We start from the raw sequence: 19,586 nt of genomic DNA, 5'->3' as shown, positions 1-19,586 counted from the left end.
TCTTCGGATCATGACTGGAATGCTGCATGGCAAAAAGAGTACCCGATCACCTCTGATTACAGTGACCTGATACTCTTTTTCTGTCGACATTAGGTTATGGGTTCAATTACTGAATACGCATTACACATATTCTATCTTTCTACCCCGTTTACTTGCGTCTGGCAAAGTCCACAAATGTGAACTTGTCCGGTCGATGCCGTGATTCCGTATACTGGAACTGACTAGTATCTTCTAGATACACCTGACTTCTCACGACAACAACATTGTGAAAACCGTCAAGATCAAGTAACTCACGATCCTCAGCCGTAGGCTCCTCCACCAAAATTTCTTTCTTGGCATAAGAAATCGATAGCCCAAGCTTTTGTTCAATATACTCATAGATGGAGTCATTACAAATTTCCTGGTTCAGCCCCGGAATTAAGCGCTGACTGATGTAGTCTTTATCCAGAATGACATGTTCTCCATCCACAATGCGAACACGATTGATCTGCCACACTTGTTCATTCAGACCAAAGCTGGTCTTTTGGCTGAGCGTCTGATCAATCCCTTGTTCCTCAAACAGCTTCACAACCGTTTGTGCGCGGTGTCCCATCTTTTGTGCGAGCTCCTTAAAGCTAACGAGACCTGACACGGGAAAATCAATTTTACGGATATCCAGTACAATGGAACCCTTACCTTGAATCTTCTGAATATAACCTTCTTCATATAGCATTTTCAGAGCTTTACGTATCGTTTCTCTGGATGTTTGATATCGTTCTGATAAATCCAGTTCTGATTGAAGCAGTGTGCCCGCTTCAATGTCTCCGTTCCGAATACGTCCAGCGATATCTTCGTATATTCGGATAAATTTATTATTCATTTTTCATCACCATAATTCATTACCTTTTTTGAAACCAATCATAACATTAAAACCAATTCAAAGGGAATCTGCGTCGCTGGCAATAACCTGCATCAGTTTATTCAAACGGAATATTAACGCGGCCGCTTCAGCTCTACTCAACGCTTGTAATGGGCGGAAACTGCCGTCCTCGTATCCGTTAATCATATAAATACCTGCTAACTCCGCGACCTCCTCCTTGGCCCAGTTGGAGACATCGACCTGGTCAGTGAATGTCTTATGTGAGGTGATCGGCTCGCTTCTAATCTGATGAACCACATTGGCTATAATTTTGGAGGCTTGCTCGCGAGTCACCAGAGCATGTGGAGCAAATTTTCCATTCCCCATACCTTGTACAACATCACGCTCGGCTGCTGTGTTGATCTCAGGTGCAAACCAATCCGTGTCATTCACATCCTGAAAAACATGTGATGGTTTCAATGAGATATCCAGCCTCATTAAACGCACAATAAGTGCTGTAAACTCTGCTCGAGTAATGGGGCGACGCGGTTCGTAACGCGTTGAGCTTACCCCTTGTATGATATTGTGCTCGGCAAGCCAAGTAATCTGGTCTTTATTAAACGTTTGGTCAATATCCAAAAAAGCAACTCGCCTACTTGTTATTCCTCCAGTCTGAGTATTCGTTGTATCCTTATCTTTTTCCTCATCCTTGTTCTTGGAATTTTCATCCTGATCTTTTGAATTAGTTGTATTGGTGTTATTTCCTGCACTTCCACCGTTCGATGAAACTACTGGAACCGAAATGGTTACTGCTGCTGCGCTTTTCTTCTCACTTGCCTCACCAGCCGTATTTTCCGTCCACGCTGAAATCTCGTAATGACGTTCTGCATCTAAGCCTTTCCAGACATATTCTCGCTCTTGACCGCGATAAATCTCCTGATCCTTATAAGCGATGACAACAATCTCATTTTGGGTTTCCAATCTCCACGTAAGCAGGATATGATCAGGCCCTTTTGCGGTGGCTGTAATCGATTCAAGCAACGAGGGTAACGTTTCAAATTCCCGCACCTTCATGCCTTCACCTTCACCGGCCTCATTATAAGGAATAATACTAAAATCATCATATTTTGCAGCACTAGTCAATCCGGAGATTTGAAGTGACGTTTCAGCTGTTGTTCCGACTACTTCTTTATTTTGATAAATCCGATAACCCTCTGCACCGGGTACAAGTTCCCAAACCAGCGTCGCACCAGATACGGAACGGTCCTGCACAATTGGCGGTACATTTAACCTACCAGGTAAAGTCACAGCTTGCAGCATAAATCCATCATCACTTGTGCCCGAAGCGTTGATCGCTCGAATCACATAGTTGTATCGTGTTCCGGGCTCAAGATCCGTATCTTCATACCTTGTCTCCTTGGCGTTAATACGGGCAATCTCCAGGCCATTCCGTTCAATTGAAAACTGCTCAGCACCAGCCGCTCGCGCTTCTTCCAATAGAAGATGTACCTGATCCTTGGTCGCTTCATAGACTACATTTATCGGGGAACCCGGCTTGGTTAAGAGGGAATAGCTTCTTTTGTCCGATGCAGTCTGCTCACCATTTACCGTGTATACCTCAAGCTGATATTGTTTGCCCGCCTCCAGTCCATCAACTACATATTCTTGATTCCGTCCCCGATATCGCTCCACACCATCCAATACAATCACAAACGTTTCGTTAGGATAGGAAAAGTCCCACTCCAGTTGGATATGATCAGATTCTGGAAAGACTCTCATATCGAGCGAATCAATGCGTGGCAATGTATAAAAAGGGGCAACCACAATTGCGGCGCCTTCTCCTGCCGAGTTGACCGGTATGACTTTAATTTTGTCGTTCACGTCCGCACTACTCATATTCGTTAACCTGAATTCTGTCATGTTCGCGTCATCTAATCTAGTGACTTCCTCATCATTAATGCGAACAATGTAGCCTTCCGCTCCCTGTACCTTAGGCCAGACCAGTACGGCATCTTCTTCCCCAATCTCTTGTGCACTCAACACTTCATCCACCGTTGCTGGCAAGGTTCTCACCTCAAGATAAAACCCGTTTTCACTCTCGCCCGCTGTATTAAATGTATGAATAGAATACGTATAGCGCTCTCCTGGTACGAGCCCACTGTCTTCAAACTGCTTCTGATCTGCCTGATTTGCAGCAATTCTCGCAATCTCGACACCATCCCGCCGAATGATAAATTGCTCCACACCTCGGACAAAACTATCCGATATATCCAGCTTGACTGCCCGATCTGTGAACTGATCTACACTGGCAGTCTGCGGCGATGCAGGCTTCGTTAACGTTTCGATCTGAACAGGTTTGGAGCGCTGTCCCTGCTCATTTACAGCCACAATTTCTAATCGATACACCGTGCCGTCCTCCATACTCACGAGATGTGCATAAGGCTCAGATACACTTGTGATCTCCCCTGTAGCCCGGTTTCGAATTTCATAGGCAACGGCCCCGGTGACCGCTTCCCAGCTTATGTCTTGTGAATAGGTTCGTGAAATCACTTCAATCGTGTCTGTTGTGAGCGGTAGCGTTTGTGTCATCGTTCTGATCGTTAGCGGTGCACCGGTACCACTTGCATTCACTGCACGGATAACGTAAGTGTACATTGTGCCCGGTTTCAAATGTTCTTCTACAAACTGAGTTTCGCTTGCTTCCATACGAGCCACTTCTCGCCCATTACGTTCAATGATATATTGATCAGCTCCACGTACACCCGTATGAGTAAAATCGAGTGAAAGCCCATTCTCGGTTACGTCACGTACATCCACCTTCTCCGGTTTAATAGGCAATGTCAGAAACGATACTTCTGTTGCTTCAGAACGGGAGGACTGCCTGTTGACCGCGAATAGTCTATAATGATGCCATCGCCCAGCTTCAAGCCCTGTAATTACGGCATCTGTATCCATGCCTCTGTATACTTCTTTATCCTCTTGCAATATGACATATTCAGAAGCTCCCGGAACGGCAGCCCATAACAAACGGGTGACATGTACATCTGGTTGCATCGTAATGTTCGTTGGACGACGAGGTTTGGACAATCGCACAAGCTCTGCTTGTGCACCAGCACCCGCTGCGTTTACCGCCTGCACCTGCAACGTGTATTCTTGGCCGGGTAACAATCCCTCCGCCCTATATTCGAGATCGGACGTTCTGCCTGTCTCTACACCATTAATCATAACGATATACATCTCTGCTGTAGGAACAGCTTGCCAGCGAATACCGATCCGCGTTTCTTCCGTTAAGCTGACCTGTAATCCTTCCGGCCTCCTTGGCAGCGTCAGAACAGTGCTCGTTACGCCCTCACTATACCCCGCAGCATTCCCTGCTTGCACTTCATACGTATACAGATTGCTACCTGACAGGTGGTTAACGGTAAGCTCTGTATCCGATATCTCGTACGTTTGCCCATCAATGGTCACACGGTATTTGTCTGCTCCAGCCACCGCTTCCCAACTCAACGTCGCTCCCTGTTCCGTAGCCCTTACAACGTGAAGTCCTATTGGACTTTCGGGAATAGTTAGTCCCGTTATTGAACTACTCATTCCATGTCCACCTCTGTTTACCGCCCGAACTTCCAGCTGGTACGCCGATCCCGGATTTAGATTCGTCAGTGTCCATGCATTCTTGTCAGCTGTAATCTGGCCCACTTTCTCTCCATTACTCCATACCTCATAAGCTTCTGCTCCACGAACGGCTTCCCAGTTCAGATGCAAACTTGAGTGCGAGGCATCCGTGACGTGTAAACCCGTCACCTGCGCAGGCAACGTTCTTAGCAATGGTAAACTCGCATAAGGACCTGAGCCTGTTTCATTTTCTGCAACAACGGTATAACGGTAATCTGTTCCACTTTCGAGTCCAGCATCCTTGAAGGAGAGTTCCCCTCCCTCGTAGATCGTATCTCCGTTACGTGCAAGTGCATAATACGTAGCCGATGTTACGGACTCCCACGTCATGGAGATATCATGCTCACGAATCTGCACTGCTGCGAACTCACCCGGAGCGGCAGGTAGACTCATAAATGCGGCTACACAACTTGCACCAGCACCGCTCGCATTCATAGGCGTAACAGATATCGTATGAACCATTCCAGGAGCAAGATTGCTAATGTAAGGAAGACTTTCCGGATCAGAGATGGTTTCTTCAAAAACGATTCTTCCTTTAGAATCCGTAGCCGTCACCCGATATGCTGTGGCTCCTTGTACGTGATCAAAGTCTACTTTAGCCAGACTTGGCTCTGCGTCCACTTTTTGTACGCGAACCTCAGTTGGAGATGGCGGTAAAGTTAAAACACTCATCATCGCCGGCTCACTTACACCCGTATGATTTCTTGCTCTCACTTCATACTCATAAACTCGCCCTCCGCTCAATGTGTCATTAACTAGACTATTGTTCGGATATTGCAGTGTCCAGGATTGCCCGGTCGTTCTATTTTTGATTTCATATTGGTAACCTGCAGTGTAAATTTCACCTGAGGGTAAATCAGCTGTTAATGTTACCGATGTTTCACCAACCGCACTCCACTGGACTTGAGTTGGTTGATTAGGCTTCCGTTGAATTCGATAAGGAGAAGATGTCACCTGAACGGTATTGCCTGCTCTGTCAGCGGCCTTGGCGTGGATATACCAAGTACCTTCAGACGATATGGATATGCTCTGCTGATCGGATTCAGCCTCCAGCCAGTCTCCTTGAGCTTCTGCCTGAGCTGTGATCTGATAGAAACGTTGTGTTCCATCTATGCCAGAATGGCTGTCTGCGAATTGTACGGTAGCGGTTATATTTTCATCTGTCCAAGCCGCTCCCTCAGGAGTAAAGCTAATATTTGGTAGAGTTTTATCCAGATACACCGTCCTGCTGACTTCTCTGCTCACATTACCGACTGCATCTTTGGCCCGAGCATAAATTACAGTTGCTCCATCTGTATTGACCGTACCTTTATTTCCGGTCGTATATGGCTCATTTTCCAATCGATATTCATATGTAATTTCTCTATCATCCACACTTCCAGCGATCGTAAACTGTACCCCTTCTTTACTCCAGCCGGATTGGCTCAACGAGATCTCCGGTTCTGTCGGAGCCGTCTTGTCGATCCGAGCCGTGGCTTGCGCCAACATACTTACATTGCCTACGCGGTCAAATGTACGAGCATAAACTACGGTTTCACCTTCATCTTTAATCGTGACCTCACCTAAATAATCTAACCAAGGCCCGTGCTCTGTTAACCGATACTGCGTTTTGCTTGTCCCGCTTCCTTCATCTGTCCCACTTGTAATGACAAAAGATACATCCTCTCTCGTCCAGTCGGCTTCGCTTAATTGGATCACAGGTTGTTCAGGTGCTGTTTTGTCAATTCGAGCAACGGTTGACGTCAATGCACTTACGTTCGAAGCTCGATCTATACTGCGTGCGTAAATTTCGGTTACGCCCTCATCTTTCAGAATGAACGGTGTTTTGTAATCGATCCATTGTGTATTCTCGCCAATTCTATATTGTGTTAAGGCGATACCACTTGCATCATCCGTACCTTCCGTCAAGGTAACGACAACCGATTCCTTCGTCCATTCCGCTGGATTCAAGGAAATCAACGGCGGGGTTGGAGCCGTCCGGTCAACTCGTGCAGTCACACGGCTTTCCTGACCCAAGTTCCCGAATGCATCCACACTCCGTACCGTGATTGTTGTACTTCCCTCATCGTTCATCGTCAATGGCCCGGTGTATTCTCTCCATTCACCAGTAAGGCCAATCTTCACTTCCGTCTTCTGTGTTCCACTCCATTGATCCGTCCCCGCTTCAACCGTGACAAGAACCTCTTCTTTTGTCCACGTTGAAGGGGTGAGGGTAATGGAAGGAGCAGAAGGTCCGGTTGTATCTTTCATAATCGGCCCTGCCAAGACAAAGGCTGTCTGAATACCTTCAGCATTCAAAGCTGCTACATGCAGTTCATAACGTCCATCCTCCAGTCCTGTTAAGGCTGTAGTCATCGAGGTAGAAGTTGTCGTTGATGATTGAAGCACTTGTCCATTCACATTGCGGATTTCCGTTTTGTATCTGGTACCGGCAGGATTACCGTTTGTAGTCCAGCCGGCTGTTACGTTATTTCCGATTTGTGAAGCAGCAACATCCGCGGGTGGATTCGCAAGTGTGTATTTGGAGGATGTAGCTGAGTAGCCCGTATAAGCACCGCTTGAATTTTTCGCGCGTACGGCAAACGAATAACTTGTATTGGGTGTTAGACCCGTCAGCTGTCTCGTGTTGGATGTGCCTGTATCGTAGGTCTGATTCGTTGTCATATTTTTCAGTTCATACGTTACAGAAGCATCATTTACTCTTTTATCCCAGTTCACCGTCAGATTATTATTATTCACCATGGTATAAGTCGGAGTTCCGGGTACGACAAAACTTCTGACCAAGAAGTTAACTGTTCCCGCGGAAGATACTCCGCCCTTATCGTCCATAACCCATACTTGCAAGTAATGAGATCCGTCCGGCAATGTATCAGGCAAGGTATAGCTGGTGTTAAAAGCCTGGTTCGAACCTGTTGCCGTTATTTGCGTCAGAACATTCTCAGGCCCGCCGTCAATGGACCACTTGACCGTTAACAGATCGCCTACGTCGTTATCCCGTGTTGTGCCTGAAATCTGCAACTGTTCCCCTTTGTAATACGTTTGACCTGATGCAGGTGCTGTTAATGTAAAAGAAGGCGGAACGTTTTGTGGCCCTATGCCTACTATGGTTGAAAATTTCCGTGATCCCTGATTAGCCGTAAATCTCGCGTCCCACCAGAACTGAGCTGCAGTATCACTCGCATTCACGATCTGTCCAGGTGTATAGGCTGATGGTGCCGATCCCCCTGTCAACTGGGCACTATCCGGGCTTTGATATTGTCCCATGAATACACGGTCAGCATTAACAACGTTGTATGTGTTAGCGTAAAAGGCAGTCACCTGTACGCCTCCGCTATAATTGCGCCACCCGTTCTGAATGACTTCAAAAGGAGAAGCATCGTTGCCGTTCACCATCGTATCCCAATAAAACGTCCCCCCGAGATTCAGCGCTGACCCGCTTCGATTTATCGCTTCCAGTTCCACCTTCATATATCCGCCTTGAGATGTCGCATTTACGATAGAGACTCGCAAAATATACTCTACATTGTCTTTTTGTCTGGACATCTCGATGACATTGTTGTTAATTCGATAATAATTCAGCGGCAATGATTTGAAATTGATTGCTGTGCCATGATGTTCAATAATCGTTGATACATTACCGGTGTCACCTCCGTAAAAAACGTTCGTACTTGGTAGTAATACGATTCGGTATTTTCCATCACTGTTCATCTCCACTTTCACTTTGGAGGATTGTACCGCCTTTAATGAGGATGTATCGGATACCACCCCAATATTCTCTACCGTTGCTGCCATTGCCGTGCCCGCTTGGCTCCATTCAGGTATTAATGACTGAGGCGACAATAATGCAAACGCTAGCATCACTTTAGACATTTGCTCCGCTTGCTTTTTCAACCGTTTTCTTGAGTTTTTCAATACCTTGCTCTCCTTTTTATGCACACAAAAAAAGGAGGCACCCCAACCAAGGAACAATGTCCTGAGTTGGGGTGCCTCCCCTAAAGTGTTATTTTTTATTGATTATAACGATTTGGAAATCGAATGTAAATACCTGGAATGGGGTCGTATATAAAAAGTTATTCTCTATCTAGTTTTACTTTCCATCTCTGATTTTCAGCAACGCCTCGTCCAATGTGCTGACAACAAGGTCACACCATTGATCGAATTCAGGGTCCTCCATCTGTAATTCCGGGTGCTCCAGAATATGCTCAATCGTGCTGCGAATGCCCTGGTCCGCCCTTGTTGTAGCTACAAATTCAGGAACTAGTCGTTTCAGTTTGCTGTTGTCAAAAACAACCGTGTTGGCCTTATCTCCAAGCAAACCACCCCTGAAATCCAAATCACTGCTAGCCGCCAAAAAATCCGATGGCACATGGACTGCATGCAACTTGACCCCGAGTACATCGGCAATGATTTCATGAATCTGGTTCCATGTGACAGACTCATCCGAGGTGATATGTACAGCCTCACCGATGGCGTGGATGTTGCCCATTAAGCCGATAAAACCTTTGGCAAAATCGGTGTTGTGTGTAATCGTCCATAACGAAGTGCCGTCACCGTGAATGATCACTGGTTTATTTTCAAGCATACGCTTCAGAACCTGCCAGCTTCCCTTCTCACCATGTACACCAAGCGGTACGGACTTATCCCCGTAGGTATGGCTTGGACGAACAATGGTCACGGGAAAACCTTCATCCCGATATAATTTCATCAGGTAGTCTTCACACGCAATTTTATTTCGGGAGTATTCCCAGAATGGATTGGATAATGGCGTTCCTTCGGTAATTCTGTAATCCGACAGCGGAGTCTGATAGGCCGATGCGGAGCTTATAAAAATGAACTGCTTGGTCTTGCCTTGAAACAAACGATAATCTCTCTCCAGCTGAGCGGGTACAAAAGCAATAAAGTCAGCAACGACATCAAATTGTAAATCGGCAATCAGATCGGCTACCCGTTTTTCGTCATTAATGTCGGCTTGAAGAACCTTGACTCCTGCAGGCAAATTGTCATTATGATTCCCGCGATTCATCAAATACAATTCACAACCTTGCTTCGCAAGCATGTCGGTAATAGCTGTACTTATAGTGCCTGTTCCTCCGATAAATAGCGCTTTCATTGCTGCACCTCCAGATCGATTATGTTCCCCGTTCATGATATCATGCAGGCGAAAAAGGAGCAAAGTCCGGTTGCCCGAACTCTGCTCCTCCTTTTGAAATTGATATAAAGAACTCTAACCTACATGTACTGTCCGGTTCAATTCGTTGACTCTTTAAATAACCTTAATCGTACCATAGATCATGTACATCCCGCAGTGAAGCTCGTATTCCCCTGGAGCGACGTTCTGATCAACCGTGTAGTAGTTATCTCCCTTTTGCATATAAAGATCCATGCCTAACTTCTCTGCAGCGACAGATTTGACGTGTGTCACGCTTCGGGTCAGGATGAAATTAATTTTCGTAGGCACTCCAGATTTCACCTCAATGACATTCGGCTCAAATCCATCGTTGCTCACGTTCACGTTAATGACCTCATATCCTTTCAAATCCTCCGGTGTCTCGATCTTTGCTGTTACTGAACCGCCTGATCCCGGGGATACGTCCTTACCCATGAAATATACAAAAAATCCACCGAGCAGAGCAACTACAGCCACGCCCAGAGTTAATAACGGCCACGCTTTTTTAAACCAGCTATTCATATACACACTCCTTATTCCGTTGTCCCATCTTCATTCGTAAGTGGATGGATGTACTCTACAAGCATACCCCATTATGCACTTAATGAAAATGACCCCTCTGGGCTATCCGGAATATACAGGTGTGCTCCGACTTCGCCGTGCCCTCATTTTATACAATTCCGGGAGAGCCACACCAATCAGTACGATAACGACACCAAACCACTGTAGAGCGCTGACATGCTCATGCAGTACGATGGAGGATAATAACACGGCAACCGGAAGTTCAACTGCCCCCAGAATCCCCGCCATATCTCCCCCAATATGAGGTACGCCGATGGCGAACAGCACTGGCGGGATAAAAGCTCCAAAGAATCCAAGTAACAATCCAAACACAAGCAGTTGACTCCAGATTAGACCGTTAAAGAGGAACGTCGGCGGGAATAAAATGCAAAGCAGAATCAATCCGCCTGTAACCATCCAAGCACTCCGAAATGCTGGGTGTGCAGAAGGAACTGCTTTACCGCTGAATAGTACAAACAAGGAGTAGCTCACTGCTGCCATTAATCCGAGCGCAATCCCGATCCCACTTACATTACGAATGCCCTGTTCCAGAAAACCTGCTGCCAGCAAGGTTCCACCAAACAAAATAAAGAGGGTTAGGAACGTGATTTTATCTGGACGCTGACGTTTGCTAATCGCCTGAATCAGCACACTGATCCATGTAAATTGGAAGAGCAGGATGATGGCAAGCGATGCCGGAATGTAACGTAACGATTGATAATACACGAGTCCGGTAATTACCGTTGGCGTTCCAGCCGCCATCAGCATCAAACGCTGTTTCCAAGTTAAACGTGTGAAGACGTTTGAAGGACTAGCCGATGTAACCTTTACTTGGCTAACAACCTGTGCTTTGCGTTTAGCTCTAAAACGCGTGTATAAAGCCAGCATCCACGACAAGATGAAACCGGTAATCAGCTGTGTTCCCACAACCTCACCAAGTTGATATCCCTGGCCATACGCCAGTACAACAATGGTGGACAGAATACCATAACTCATCGCGCCTGCAAGGACTGACAAATAATATTTCATGTGTAATTAACCTCCCGATGATTCAATAATGCGCCCCGTGTCCGGGTTCATGTAAGGTCACAACCACGTATTAAATGCAAAAAATCCTAACTCCGAGCAAGGAATATGTTGATTCCTTTGCTTCGTAGTTAGGAAGTATAGGCTTCCCGTAGAGACCCTCGCCCTGTGTACACTTTCGGCCTGCGAGGTTATACGAAATGAAGTATGCAATTTAAATATCGCTCATGTGTGACGACTTTTCATATATTACATGGGAGGTCAGGTGGTGTCAACCCATTTCTTTTTAATTTCAGATTTTAAAATTTAAGAACTTCAGACGCCCACTCCCATTTTTTCACTCCAACGTTTGATCTAACTTTCCCACTCCAGGGTCTTTTGCAATCCTGATTTCAACCCTTCGAGATCTAGCCCATCTACCGCAAAAGCTTCACGAATCAAGGGTGGTGCGATAAATTCGTCATATTTGCCAAGATAAGGCGCTTCATCCTCAGCAAGCAGTTCGGATGCATTCTGAGCCAATCGACATTCACTCATCATCTCGGCTAACAAGGTTCGTTCGTCCACTTTGCCCGAAACTACAAAATAGTATGGTTCCATCGGCACAACGGAGCGCAAAGCCAGCCTTTCAGACAAATTATGTTTCATCAAACGCTCTAGCGTACGAAACGATTTACTTCCCACCCAAGGTAATACATACATGGAGTCCCCGCCTGCCGGAATGACAACCTGCTTGAGCAATCCGCTTTCGCGAGCCAGACGACGCGCACGTTCCAACCGATTAACGGCTTGTGGAGACAGATATGGGTAGATCTCGGATTCGGACAGCACCTCACGCATTTTTTGAATGACCGCGGTATGGATATCCCCACCTGCACCGAGCCACAGTGTATCGACTTTGCCCTTCGCGGACTTCACATACACCGCCTTGTGTTTATGATCTACCTCCTCCACTTTCCACAGTTTTCCTGCGAGTGAAAAACAATAGCCTGGAGGCGGCACGGTCGTGATTGACCCGATCTCTTCCGAGCCGTTTAGCACTTTATGCTCTTCGTCGTCCTTGAACACCGCATAGAAGCGATAGTTGTTTACGATCTTTTCACCCGTGAGTCCGATAATCAGCGTCTGTTCCTCCGTCCATTGCAGATGATCCGTCGCGATCAGATAATTCAGAAACGTTTGATAGTGATCCGGTGTAATCTCTGCAAAAGGCGCCAGAGAGAGGATTGCTGCCGCAAGCTCTCTTGGCTCAGCCTCTCCCATACTTTTCAACATGCTCATCGTCTGGTGGTAGAGGACACCTATGGGCATTTTTCGTGCTTCCAGCGGTTCTACCCATTTTGTTTTAACATACAGCTCAATAACGGCAATGGCGCGCAGGAGTGTCCATGGCATACGGGCCGGCAACTGTGCTTCTTCATCCTCTTCCTCCGGGCATACAAAAAGCATCTCCGATGCCATGTCATCACGTCTGCCCGAGCGACCTAACCGCTGAACGAAACTCGAAGCACTATAAGGTGCCCCAAGCTGAACGACACGTTCCAATTCTCCCAGATCAATGCCAAGTTCCAGCGTAACCGTCGCTGCAGCAACAGCGGGACCTGCACCTGTCCGCAAAGCCGCTTCGGTTTCTTCTCTCAGCATGGCCGATATACTTCCATGATGAACATGGAACACATCCCGTTCTTCTCGGCGTGCTGCAACACGGCGCATCTCAAGAATCGTGACTTCCGCATCCGTGCGGCTGTTGGTGAAAATCAGAGCTTTTTTGCGATGAGTGCTCTCGTAAATAAAGTCGTAATAGGCTTTACGCGCATGATGAAGTTGCTCAGCCTGCTCTTCGTTCTGTGCATCCGGGAATGAAAAATGCTCCACCCGGAGCCGCAGCTTACGTCCGCCCGGGGAGGATACGACATCGACTCCTTGCCGTGTTCCTGCTGCAAGCCAGGCTGTCGCTGCTTCATAATCGCTAAGTGTAGCGGATAATCCAACTCTTCTAGGAGCACAGCCGGCCATACGTTCAATTCGGGCCAGCTGGCTTAACACCTGAATGCCCCGATCCGCTCCCATGAACGCATGCACTTCATCGATAATGATATAGCGCAGATCATGAAAAAGCGCAGGAATCGCATTCGGTCGATTCATCAACAGCCCTTCCAGCGATTCGGGCGTAATCTGCAACACACCGGACGGATTTTTCATCAGCTTGGTTTTCTCAGCCTGCGGCACATCCCCATGCCAATGCCAGACAGGAATATTCCCTTCCGTGAGCAAGTCTTTGAGTCGTTCGAACTGGTCGTTAATCAGTGCTTTTAAAGGGCCAATATACAGAATACCCACCGACTTGGAAGGCTGGTCATAAAGTTCAGTCAACGCGGGAAAAAAAGCGGCCTCCGTCTTACCGGAAGCCGTGCCTGCCGCAATCAGCATGTGGTGCGGAGTATGAAAACAAATGTTGCACGCTTCAATCTGCGCAGGACGTAGCGATTCCCATCTTTTTTTATAAATAAATTCCTGCACAAACGGAGCCAGTCTATAAAACGGATTTGGGTTCTCACTCATAGTTCGAACTCCGCAAGAAAATCATCCAGCTCATCGGATTCCTTCCGGGAACCCGTCGCTCCACGAACCGAATCATTGGAAAGCGCCGCACGCTCACCAAGTAACTGCTCGTAAGTCACATCAGGATTCTGATGCAGCGTATGCAGCACATCCATAAAGTCACGCACCACTTCTCGTGTTGTCAAAAGTTCATCCGCACCCAAACGATTCACAGCCATTTGCATAAAACCTACTAATTGTTCATCGCTCAAGCTAGCGGTATATGCAAAATGAAGGGCATGAATCTGGCGTAGCTTTTGTAGCAAAATCAAAATTTCTTCATGCGATAACATCGCGAGTTTGATAATGGGTCCGGTATAATTCGCATAAGCACTTGCGGCATAACGACCGTCAATAAGTCTGGAACGAAGCGCTTCATAGCTGTACAAACCACGGCGTTCATCCTCCACGAATTGAGGAGTTCCCCCCACAAAAATGCCCAGATGCTCGGCTTTCCCCTGCATCGTGTCATTAAACATCGTTAGCAACTTCTCGTAGTTGCTTTGACGCGAAACGCTGTTTGTAATTTTATACAGATTCACAGCTTCGTCGATAAAGAGCAACAGCCCTTTGTAACCGATACGTGCCGTAAATTCAGACCATAATTTGAAATAGTCATACCAGTTATCATCATCGATAATAACACCCACGGAGAGCTCTTTTTTGGCCTCCGTTTTGGTCGCAAATTCACCCCGAAGCCAGCGGAGTGCAGACTGTTTCAGGTCATCATCAGCAAGTTTGTAACCACTCCAGTAAGAGGCCAGCACTTTGGCAAAATCAAAACCGTGAACCAGGTTCTGCATTTCACCTGTTACCAAGTAAATCTGTTTTTCTACCTCCAGCGGTAACGCAGGATCATCTGGACGTATATTCAACTGGGTCATCGCTGTTTGCTGCAAGCCTGCAATCCATTTTTGCAAAATCGGCTCCAGTGCCCCGCCATCCGGGCGTGTTCGTGTGGACAATCGTGTCATCAGCTCACGATAAGTCGCCAGACCTTGCCCTTTCGTGCCGACAAGTCTGCGTTCCGGGGAAAGATCCGCGTCCGCAACCACAAATTCACGATCCATGGCATAGTTACGAATCATTTGCAAAAGAAAGCTTTTACCGCTGCCATAACGGCCAGTAATCAGTTTAAAAGCCGCACCGCCTTCAGCGATGTTCTCCAAATCTCGCAGGATCGCCTCTACTTCCGGCTTTCGCCCTACAGCAATTTGCTCCAGTCCAATCCGTGGCACGACACCTGCCGTTAATGAATTCACAAGTGCGGTGGTCAAACGTTTTGGAATCTTAGGCTGGTTTGGTTGATGTTCTATTCTCTGATGTTCATTCAATTGATGGTCAGTCATTTTCGATCACCTCTTCACATGTTCAAATATATCGATATAATCAGCAACGATTCGGTCACCATCCACTAGCAGATCTCCGACGGTTTCCATAGCGATATCGTTCATTTCATCTAGTAAAAGGGCTGGCATCGTTCCCGTTTCTTCGGCAAGACGCATCAGATCGCCATCCGGATGTTCACCAAGCAAAGCATGGATGGCTCTTATATGCCGGGTATCCAACCTCTCGGCAAATTCCCGCCACTCCTTTGGTACATGGGCTTCTGCCGATTCGTCCCATATAAGCACTTCATTCCACCGATCTGAACTCACCGATGGCTGAGCCGTGTGGTCTGAGATCGATAGTGACTTGTTTTGCTGTTCCTGGAAGAGCAACTCGTCCATTACGTGTCTTTCGTTCCCATCGGCGTTCTCCTCAAGGTCAGATTCAGCATCATCCAATTCGGAATGCGTATTATCTTCAATGCTCAGTGCCTTACGCACATATTCGCTATCCTTCTGCAAAGAAGCCAGTTTGGCCGTATCGATCTGAATGACTGGCGCAGTTACGGCCTCAGCTTGTTCCATGGCAAAAGCTCTTTCCAGATAACGCTCAATCACACTGGCAAGCTCAGGCTCCAGCGTTTTACCGCGCAGACGGCCCCGGAAACCTAACAGTTCACGCAGCTTATTTTCCGTACAGCGGTAAATCCGGGTTAACCTCTCCACAAATTCACGTTCCAATATGAGAGGAACATGAGTGAACGTAACAAATCTGCCGTAAACGGACTCGTCATACACCGCTTTATGAAACAGCGTGCGTTTCACCGTCTGCTCGGCTTTCGGTCCAAGCTCAGGCAACAGCCCTCTTTGTTGCGTCCGCTTCAAATATGAATCCATTAGAGCCATCACTTTGGGCACATATCGTTCCATCCATTCTTTGCCGCCATCCCGGTAAAAGGCATTTAAAGTAACATCATAGTCATAATACCATTTCAGCATATCCAGCGTTACCTCATCGACATTCTCCTGTAACACCTGTTCTAATTCCTTGTCCATCAATGGTGCTGGCAAATAACCATCCGAGATCTGCATCACTTCACGAAGCAATGTATGAAGATCATGAACCAGAACGTAATCGACCATCCACTCCTGCATATAAACATGAAGTTGAGGAAGCCTCTCTCGGTAATTCAACCATAATCGTTTTAACTGATGATAACCATCCTCTGGATGCAACCAGCCGATCCCGTTAATCAACTCGTAAATATGAACAAACAGATATGAGAGGTCGACATCCGGGTATCTTTCCTGGCGCACCTCCGTTCTCCAGTACAAATACCATTTCAGCTGTGCATCATTCATCACCCCATACGTCGGCCAGTAACTCATAAACGGAACAGGTGAACTTTCTTCTCCCGTAACTTCCGCAAGACGTCTAGCTTCCTCCACAAATCGCTTCTCCGAAGACAATACAGCTCCCTGCGACTTGTTTGGTTGGCGACTCTGCTTCTCAATAGATGAACGATCAGGTATACGAATCGAGGTTGTCTCTGTATCTTCACTTAGATCAATCTCCATGAATTCCAGCTGTTCCGAATGATCTCTCATGGAATTGAATCCACCTCTTTCACTGCAAAATACGAACACGTGTATCCATACGCATCATTATAACACTTGTGCCGCTTCTATGGGCGGGAAAATCATACTTTCTTCTCACGCAAAAAAAGAAGGCATCCCTGCCCTCTTCTCTATCATGTATTTCCTATCTATTTTACAACCAACTGAACCACTTTTTTTGATACACCGTGCGGCGGTTACCCGTTCGAATCAAATAACTCTCGTGCGGTTTTTGCCTTCGTCCTTGGCCTGAGACAAGGCTTGAGCAGCCATTTCAATTAGATCACCTGCGACGGTGTTCTCATCAGGAAGCAGAACCGCCCCGCCAACGCTGACTGTAACCACACCACTCTGACCCGTAAGCTCTCGCTGGATCTGCAGAGCGAGAACATGTTCCCTAATCTCTTCGGCAAGTTCGGATAAGTAAGCCGACGTTGTGTCTTTTAATTTCAGCATAAATGTCCCTCCGCGCTGACGGGAAATGAGGGCGTTGTGCTGTTCGCTAACCACCGTCAGCACCTCGCCAATCCATTGTAAACACAGGTCGCCGCCTTGCAAGCCATACGCAGTATTGTAAGAGCGGAAATCGTCGATATCAATGATCAACAGCCCCAGACTGCAGTTTTCCTGCAGGCAATCATTCCAATCCCCTTCAAGCTGTTGCTTGAATACCGTTTGGACCGGCATATCGGTTAACGGATCGGTGGTCAGGTAATTGTGAAGCTGCGTTGTGGTTTCATTGTATCCATCGTGTTCCTGTTGTGATGTTCTGCTGCGAAGCAGTAACATCACTGAAGGCTTACCGGCGTGAATGACGGAAGCCATTGTTATTTCTAGCAACAAGGCAGTACCCGAAGCTGTTGTAAAATACAACTGATTGTTCATCAAACTTGTGATGTCGAGCTGTAAATTTTCAAAGTCTTGCCGTAATATGTCTCGTGTATTGTCAGGCAAAAAATCGTTGAAACTCTTCCCGATCAGACAACCTGTACTTTCATATCCAAAAAGTTCAGCCGCCATCCTATTACAGTAAATAATACGCCCTTCGGTAAGTGTGAAAAAAGCAACGGCGGAGAAATCCATCAATTGTAAGTACCGTTGCTCGTTTCGCTTCAAGATACGGGCATTCTGAAAAGCGTGCTCCTCGGCTTGAGCCAGCTGATTTTCCGTCTGACGACGCACAATAGACTTTAGCAAAGGTAATATGCTCAGCTCTCTCGTTGTCCATGGATAGGAGGTCGATTGCACAACCTCCCTCCATTTTTCAAACGATTTGCGCGGAGACAAACGTACACCATCATCCGTCTTCAGCACGGCTTTCGCCGGATCACCAGCCCATTCGACCACCTGAACCACCTCGGGACGGAACCATAACATATAGTTATGATGACCTGGTGAGATGGCAACATAAATAACCCCCGAGGCTACATCTTGAAATCGCTTGGCTGTCTCGTATTCCAGACTCAGCTTCGACGTGTGATAGCTGTGATCCTCTGCCTGTCCAGCCAGCCATCCCGCCAGTTCACGAATTTGCCCATTCGTCGGCGTCTCGCCAAATAACAGCAGCTTGTCCTGGTAACAAACTGCAGCACCGGATGCATTCATTAATTGAAGAATGGTTTCCTGTTCTCCCTGCAGTTCTTCTACCACACGCGCCGGGCTTGTATTGCCAATAAAAATATTAACGATCCGCGCAGCGGCTTCACGGGACTTAATCTCTGCCTGGTAATCATCCAGCTGCTGACGCTGGAACAATTCATTGGAGAAAAAAGATCCCAGAAAGTTACACAGATTACGAACACGATGCGGGACGTATCTTGCAGAATAGTGATGACACGTAATAAGTCCCCAAAGTTGATTATCATGGATCAGCGAAATAGTCACGGTAGCACCCACGCCCATGTTTTGCAAATATTCAATATGAAGCGGAGATACACTCCGCAACACAGATAGACTTAAATTCAAGGGTTTGCCTGTAAGAGGCTGCAGTGTAGGTACGATTTCAACAGGGGTATAATCCACGTTGACGATAGTGCGTAGCCAGTTACGAAGATACAGTTCTCTTGCTTGCTTGGGAATATCCGAGGCCGGATAGTGATGCCCTAGAAAAGGTTCGAGTTCCGGTTCGCGTGCTTCCGCGATCACTTTACCGTTCCATTGCTCGTCAAATTCATAGATCATGACTCTGTCATATCCGAGCATTTCTTTGACCTGTTCAGCCGCAATTTGACTCGCCTCCACGCGGCTGTCCGTGCTTTTGATTCTTCCGAAGAAACGGGATATCCATTCAAAATCGTTGGATTCGATGTTTTCTTTTTCATAATAAGGCTCGATTTCAAGAATTAACAGATTTTCGCTCTCATGCAGGACAGAGGAAAAAACCTTCTCTTCCCCTGCCACATCTATAATCAAATCCGTATAATGCAAATCTGATGTTACAGCTGCGTTCGAGCGGTTGTTCAGGAGTTTGTTGACGTCTTCTTGAGAGATCAAGCTGCTTAAAGGCATGCCTAAAATATCCGAGTAATGGATGCCCAGATGATCCTGAGTATTTTGGCTGCACTGCACGATCGTTGCTATACCGCTGGGATCGATAGCCAGAAGCACGCCATGTGGCTGGATAAAGCCAGGAATATGAATAGGCTCCTTATCGCAGTTATTTAAGTCGATCGGATCATTCGTATATGTCCCTTGCGGGAGTAAGGTGCGGTTAAGCATGCTCATTTCTTGCCTCGACCTAGGTTCAGCCATGAACTTAAATATCCCCTCTCAGCGA

General features: G+C 46.9%; 9 protein-coding genes and 1 riboswitch. All 9 genes read right to left on the bottom strand.

What is annotated here, in order from left to right; translation table 11 throughout:
- Positions 1–148: 148 nt before the first annotated feature.
- Positions 149–859 carry a trehalose operon repressor gene (treR, locus tag Q9R46_RS08495; RefSeq protein WP_154889417.1) on the bottom strand — a complete coding sequence of 237 codons (711 nt, stop codon included), beginning with the start codon at positions 857–859 and terminating at the stop codon, positions 149–151.
- 57 nt (positions 860–916) lie between these two features.
- Entirely contained in the window at positions 917–8,422 is a 7,506-nt protein-coding gene (locus tag Q9R46_RS08490; RefSeq protein ID WP_311279667.1) for a fibronectin type III domain-containing protein, read from the bottom strand.
- 175 nt (positions 8,423–8,597) lie between these two features.
- Positions 8,598–9,620, bottom strand: a complete 1,023-nt coding sequence (locus tag Q9R46_RS08485) for an SDR family oxidoreductase (RefSeq protein ID WP_311279666.1) — start codon at positions 9,618–9,620, stop codon at positions 8,598–8,600.
- A gap of 153 nt (positions 9,621–9,773) precedes the next feature.
- Entirely contained in the window at positions 9,774–10,199 is a 426-nt protein-coding gene (locus Q9R46_RS08480) for a cupredoxin domain-containing protein (protein ID WP_311279665.1), read from the bottom strand.
- 102 nt (positions 10,200–10,301) lie between these two features.
- Complete coding sequence (locus tag Q9R46_RS08475) at positions 10,302–11,267, bottom strand: EamA family transporter (RefSeq protein ID WP_311279664.1); 966 nt, start codon at positions 11,265–11,267, stop codon at positions 10,302–10,304.
- Positions 11,268–11,372: 105 nt separating this feature from the next.
- A riboswitch (purine riboswitch) is annotated at positions 11,373–11,483 on the bottom strand.
- Between the two features lie 135 nt (positions 11,484–11,618).
- Entirely contained in the window at positions 11,619–13,826 is a 2,208-nt protein-coding gene (locus Q9R46_RS08470; RefSeq protein ID WP_311279663.1) for a DEAD/DEAH box helicase, read from the bottom strand.
- Positions 13,823–15,214 carry an ATP-binding protein gene (locus Q9R46_RS08465; protein ID WP_311279662.1) on the bottom strand — a complete coding sequence of 464 codons (1,392 nt, stop codon included), beginning with the start codon at positions 15,212–15,214 and terminating at the stop codon, positions 13,823–13,825. Before Q9R46_RS08465 ends, Q9R46_RS08470 begins: the two co-directional genes overlap by 4 nt.
- Positions 15,215–15,220: 6 nt before the next feature.
- Complete coding sequence (locus tag Q9R46_RS08460; protein WP_311279661.1) at positions 15,221–16,801, bottom strand: TerB N-terminal domain-containing protein; 1,581 nt, start codon at positions 16,799–16,801, stop codon at positions 15,221–15,223.
- Between the two features lie 219 nt (positions 16,802–17,020).
- Complete coding sequence (locus Q9R46_RS08455; RefSeq protein WP_311279660.1) at positions 17,021–19,561, bottom strand: diguanylate cyclase domain-containing protein; 2,541 nt, start codon at positions 19,559–19,561, stop codon at positions 17,021–17,023.
- Positions 19,562–19,586: the final 25 nt, after the last annotated feature.

This window comes from Paenibacillus sp. RRE4 (genome assembly GCF_031844205.1).
GTDB classification, from domain to species: Bacteria; Bacillota; Bacilli; order Paenibacillales; family Paenibacillaceae; genus Paenibacillus; species Paenibacillus xylanexedens_B.
Note: the sequence above shows the minus strand (reverse complement) of the source record. Positions and strands in the feature narration are given on the sequence as shown.

Bases quoted from the DNA above. Each gene is read 5' to 3' on its own strand.
- treR (WP_154889417.1), bottom strand. From the start codon at position 859: ATGAATAATAAATTTATCCGAATATACGAAGATATCGCTGGACGTATT.
- Q9R46_RS08485 (WP_311279666.1), bottom strand. From the start codon at position 9,620: ATGAAAGCGCTATTTATCGGAGGAACAGGCACTATAAGTACAGCTATT.
- Q9R46_RS08480 (WP_311279665.1), bottom strand. From the start codon at position 10,199: ATGAATAGCTGGTTTAAAAAAGCGTGGCCGTTATTAACTCTGGGCGTG.
- Q9R46_RS08475 (WP_311279664.1), bottom strand. From the start codon at position 11,267: ATGAAATATTATTTGTCAGTCCTTGCAGGCGCGATGAGTTATGGTATT.
- Q9R46_RS08470 (WP_311279663.1), bottom strand. From the start codon at position 13,826: ATGAGTGAGAACCCAAATCCGTTTTATAGACTGGCTCCGTTTGTGCAG.
- Q9R46_RS08465 (WP_311279662.1), bottom strand. From the start codon at position 15,214: ATGACTGACCATCAATTGAATGAACATCAGAGAATAGAACATCAACCA.
- Q9R46_RS08460 (WP_311279661.1), bottom strand. From the start codon at position 16,801: ATGAGAGATCATTCGGAACAGCTGGAATTCATGGAGATTGATCTAAGT.
- Q9R46_RS08455 (WP_311279660.1), bottom strand. From the start codon at position 19,561: ATGGCTGAACCTAGGTCGAGGCAAGAAATGAGCATGCTTAACCGCACC.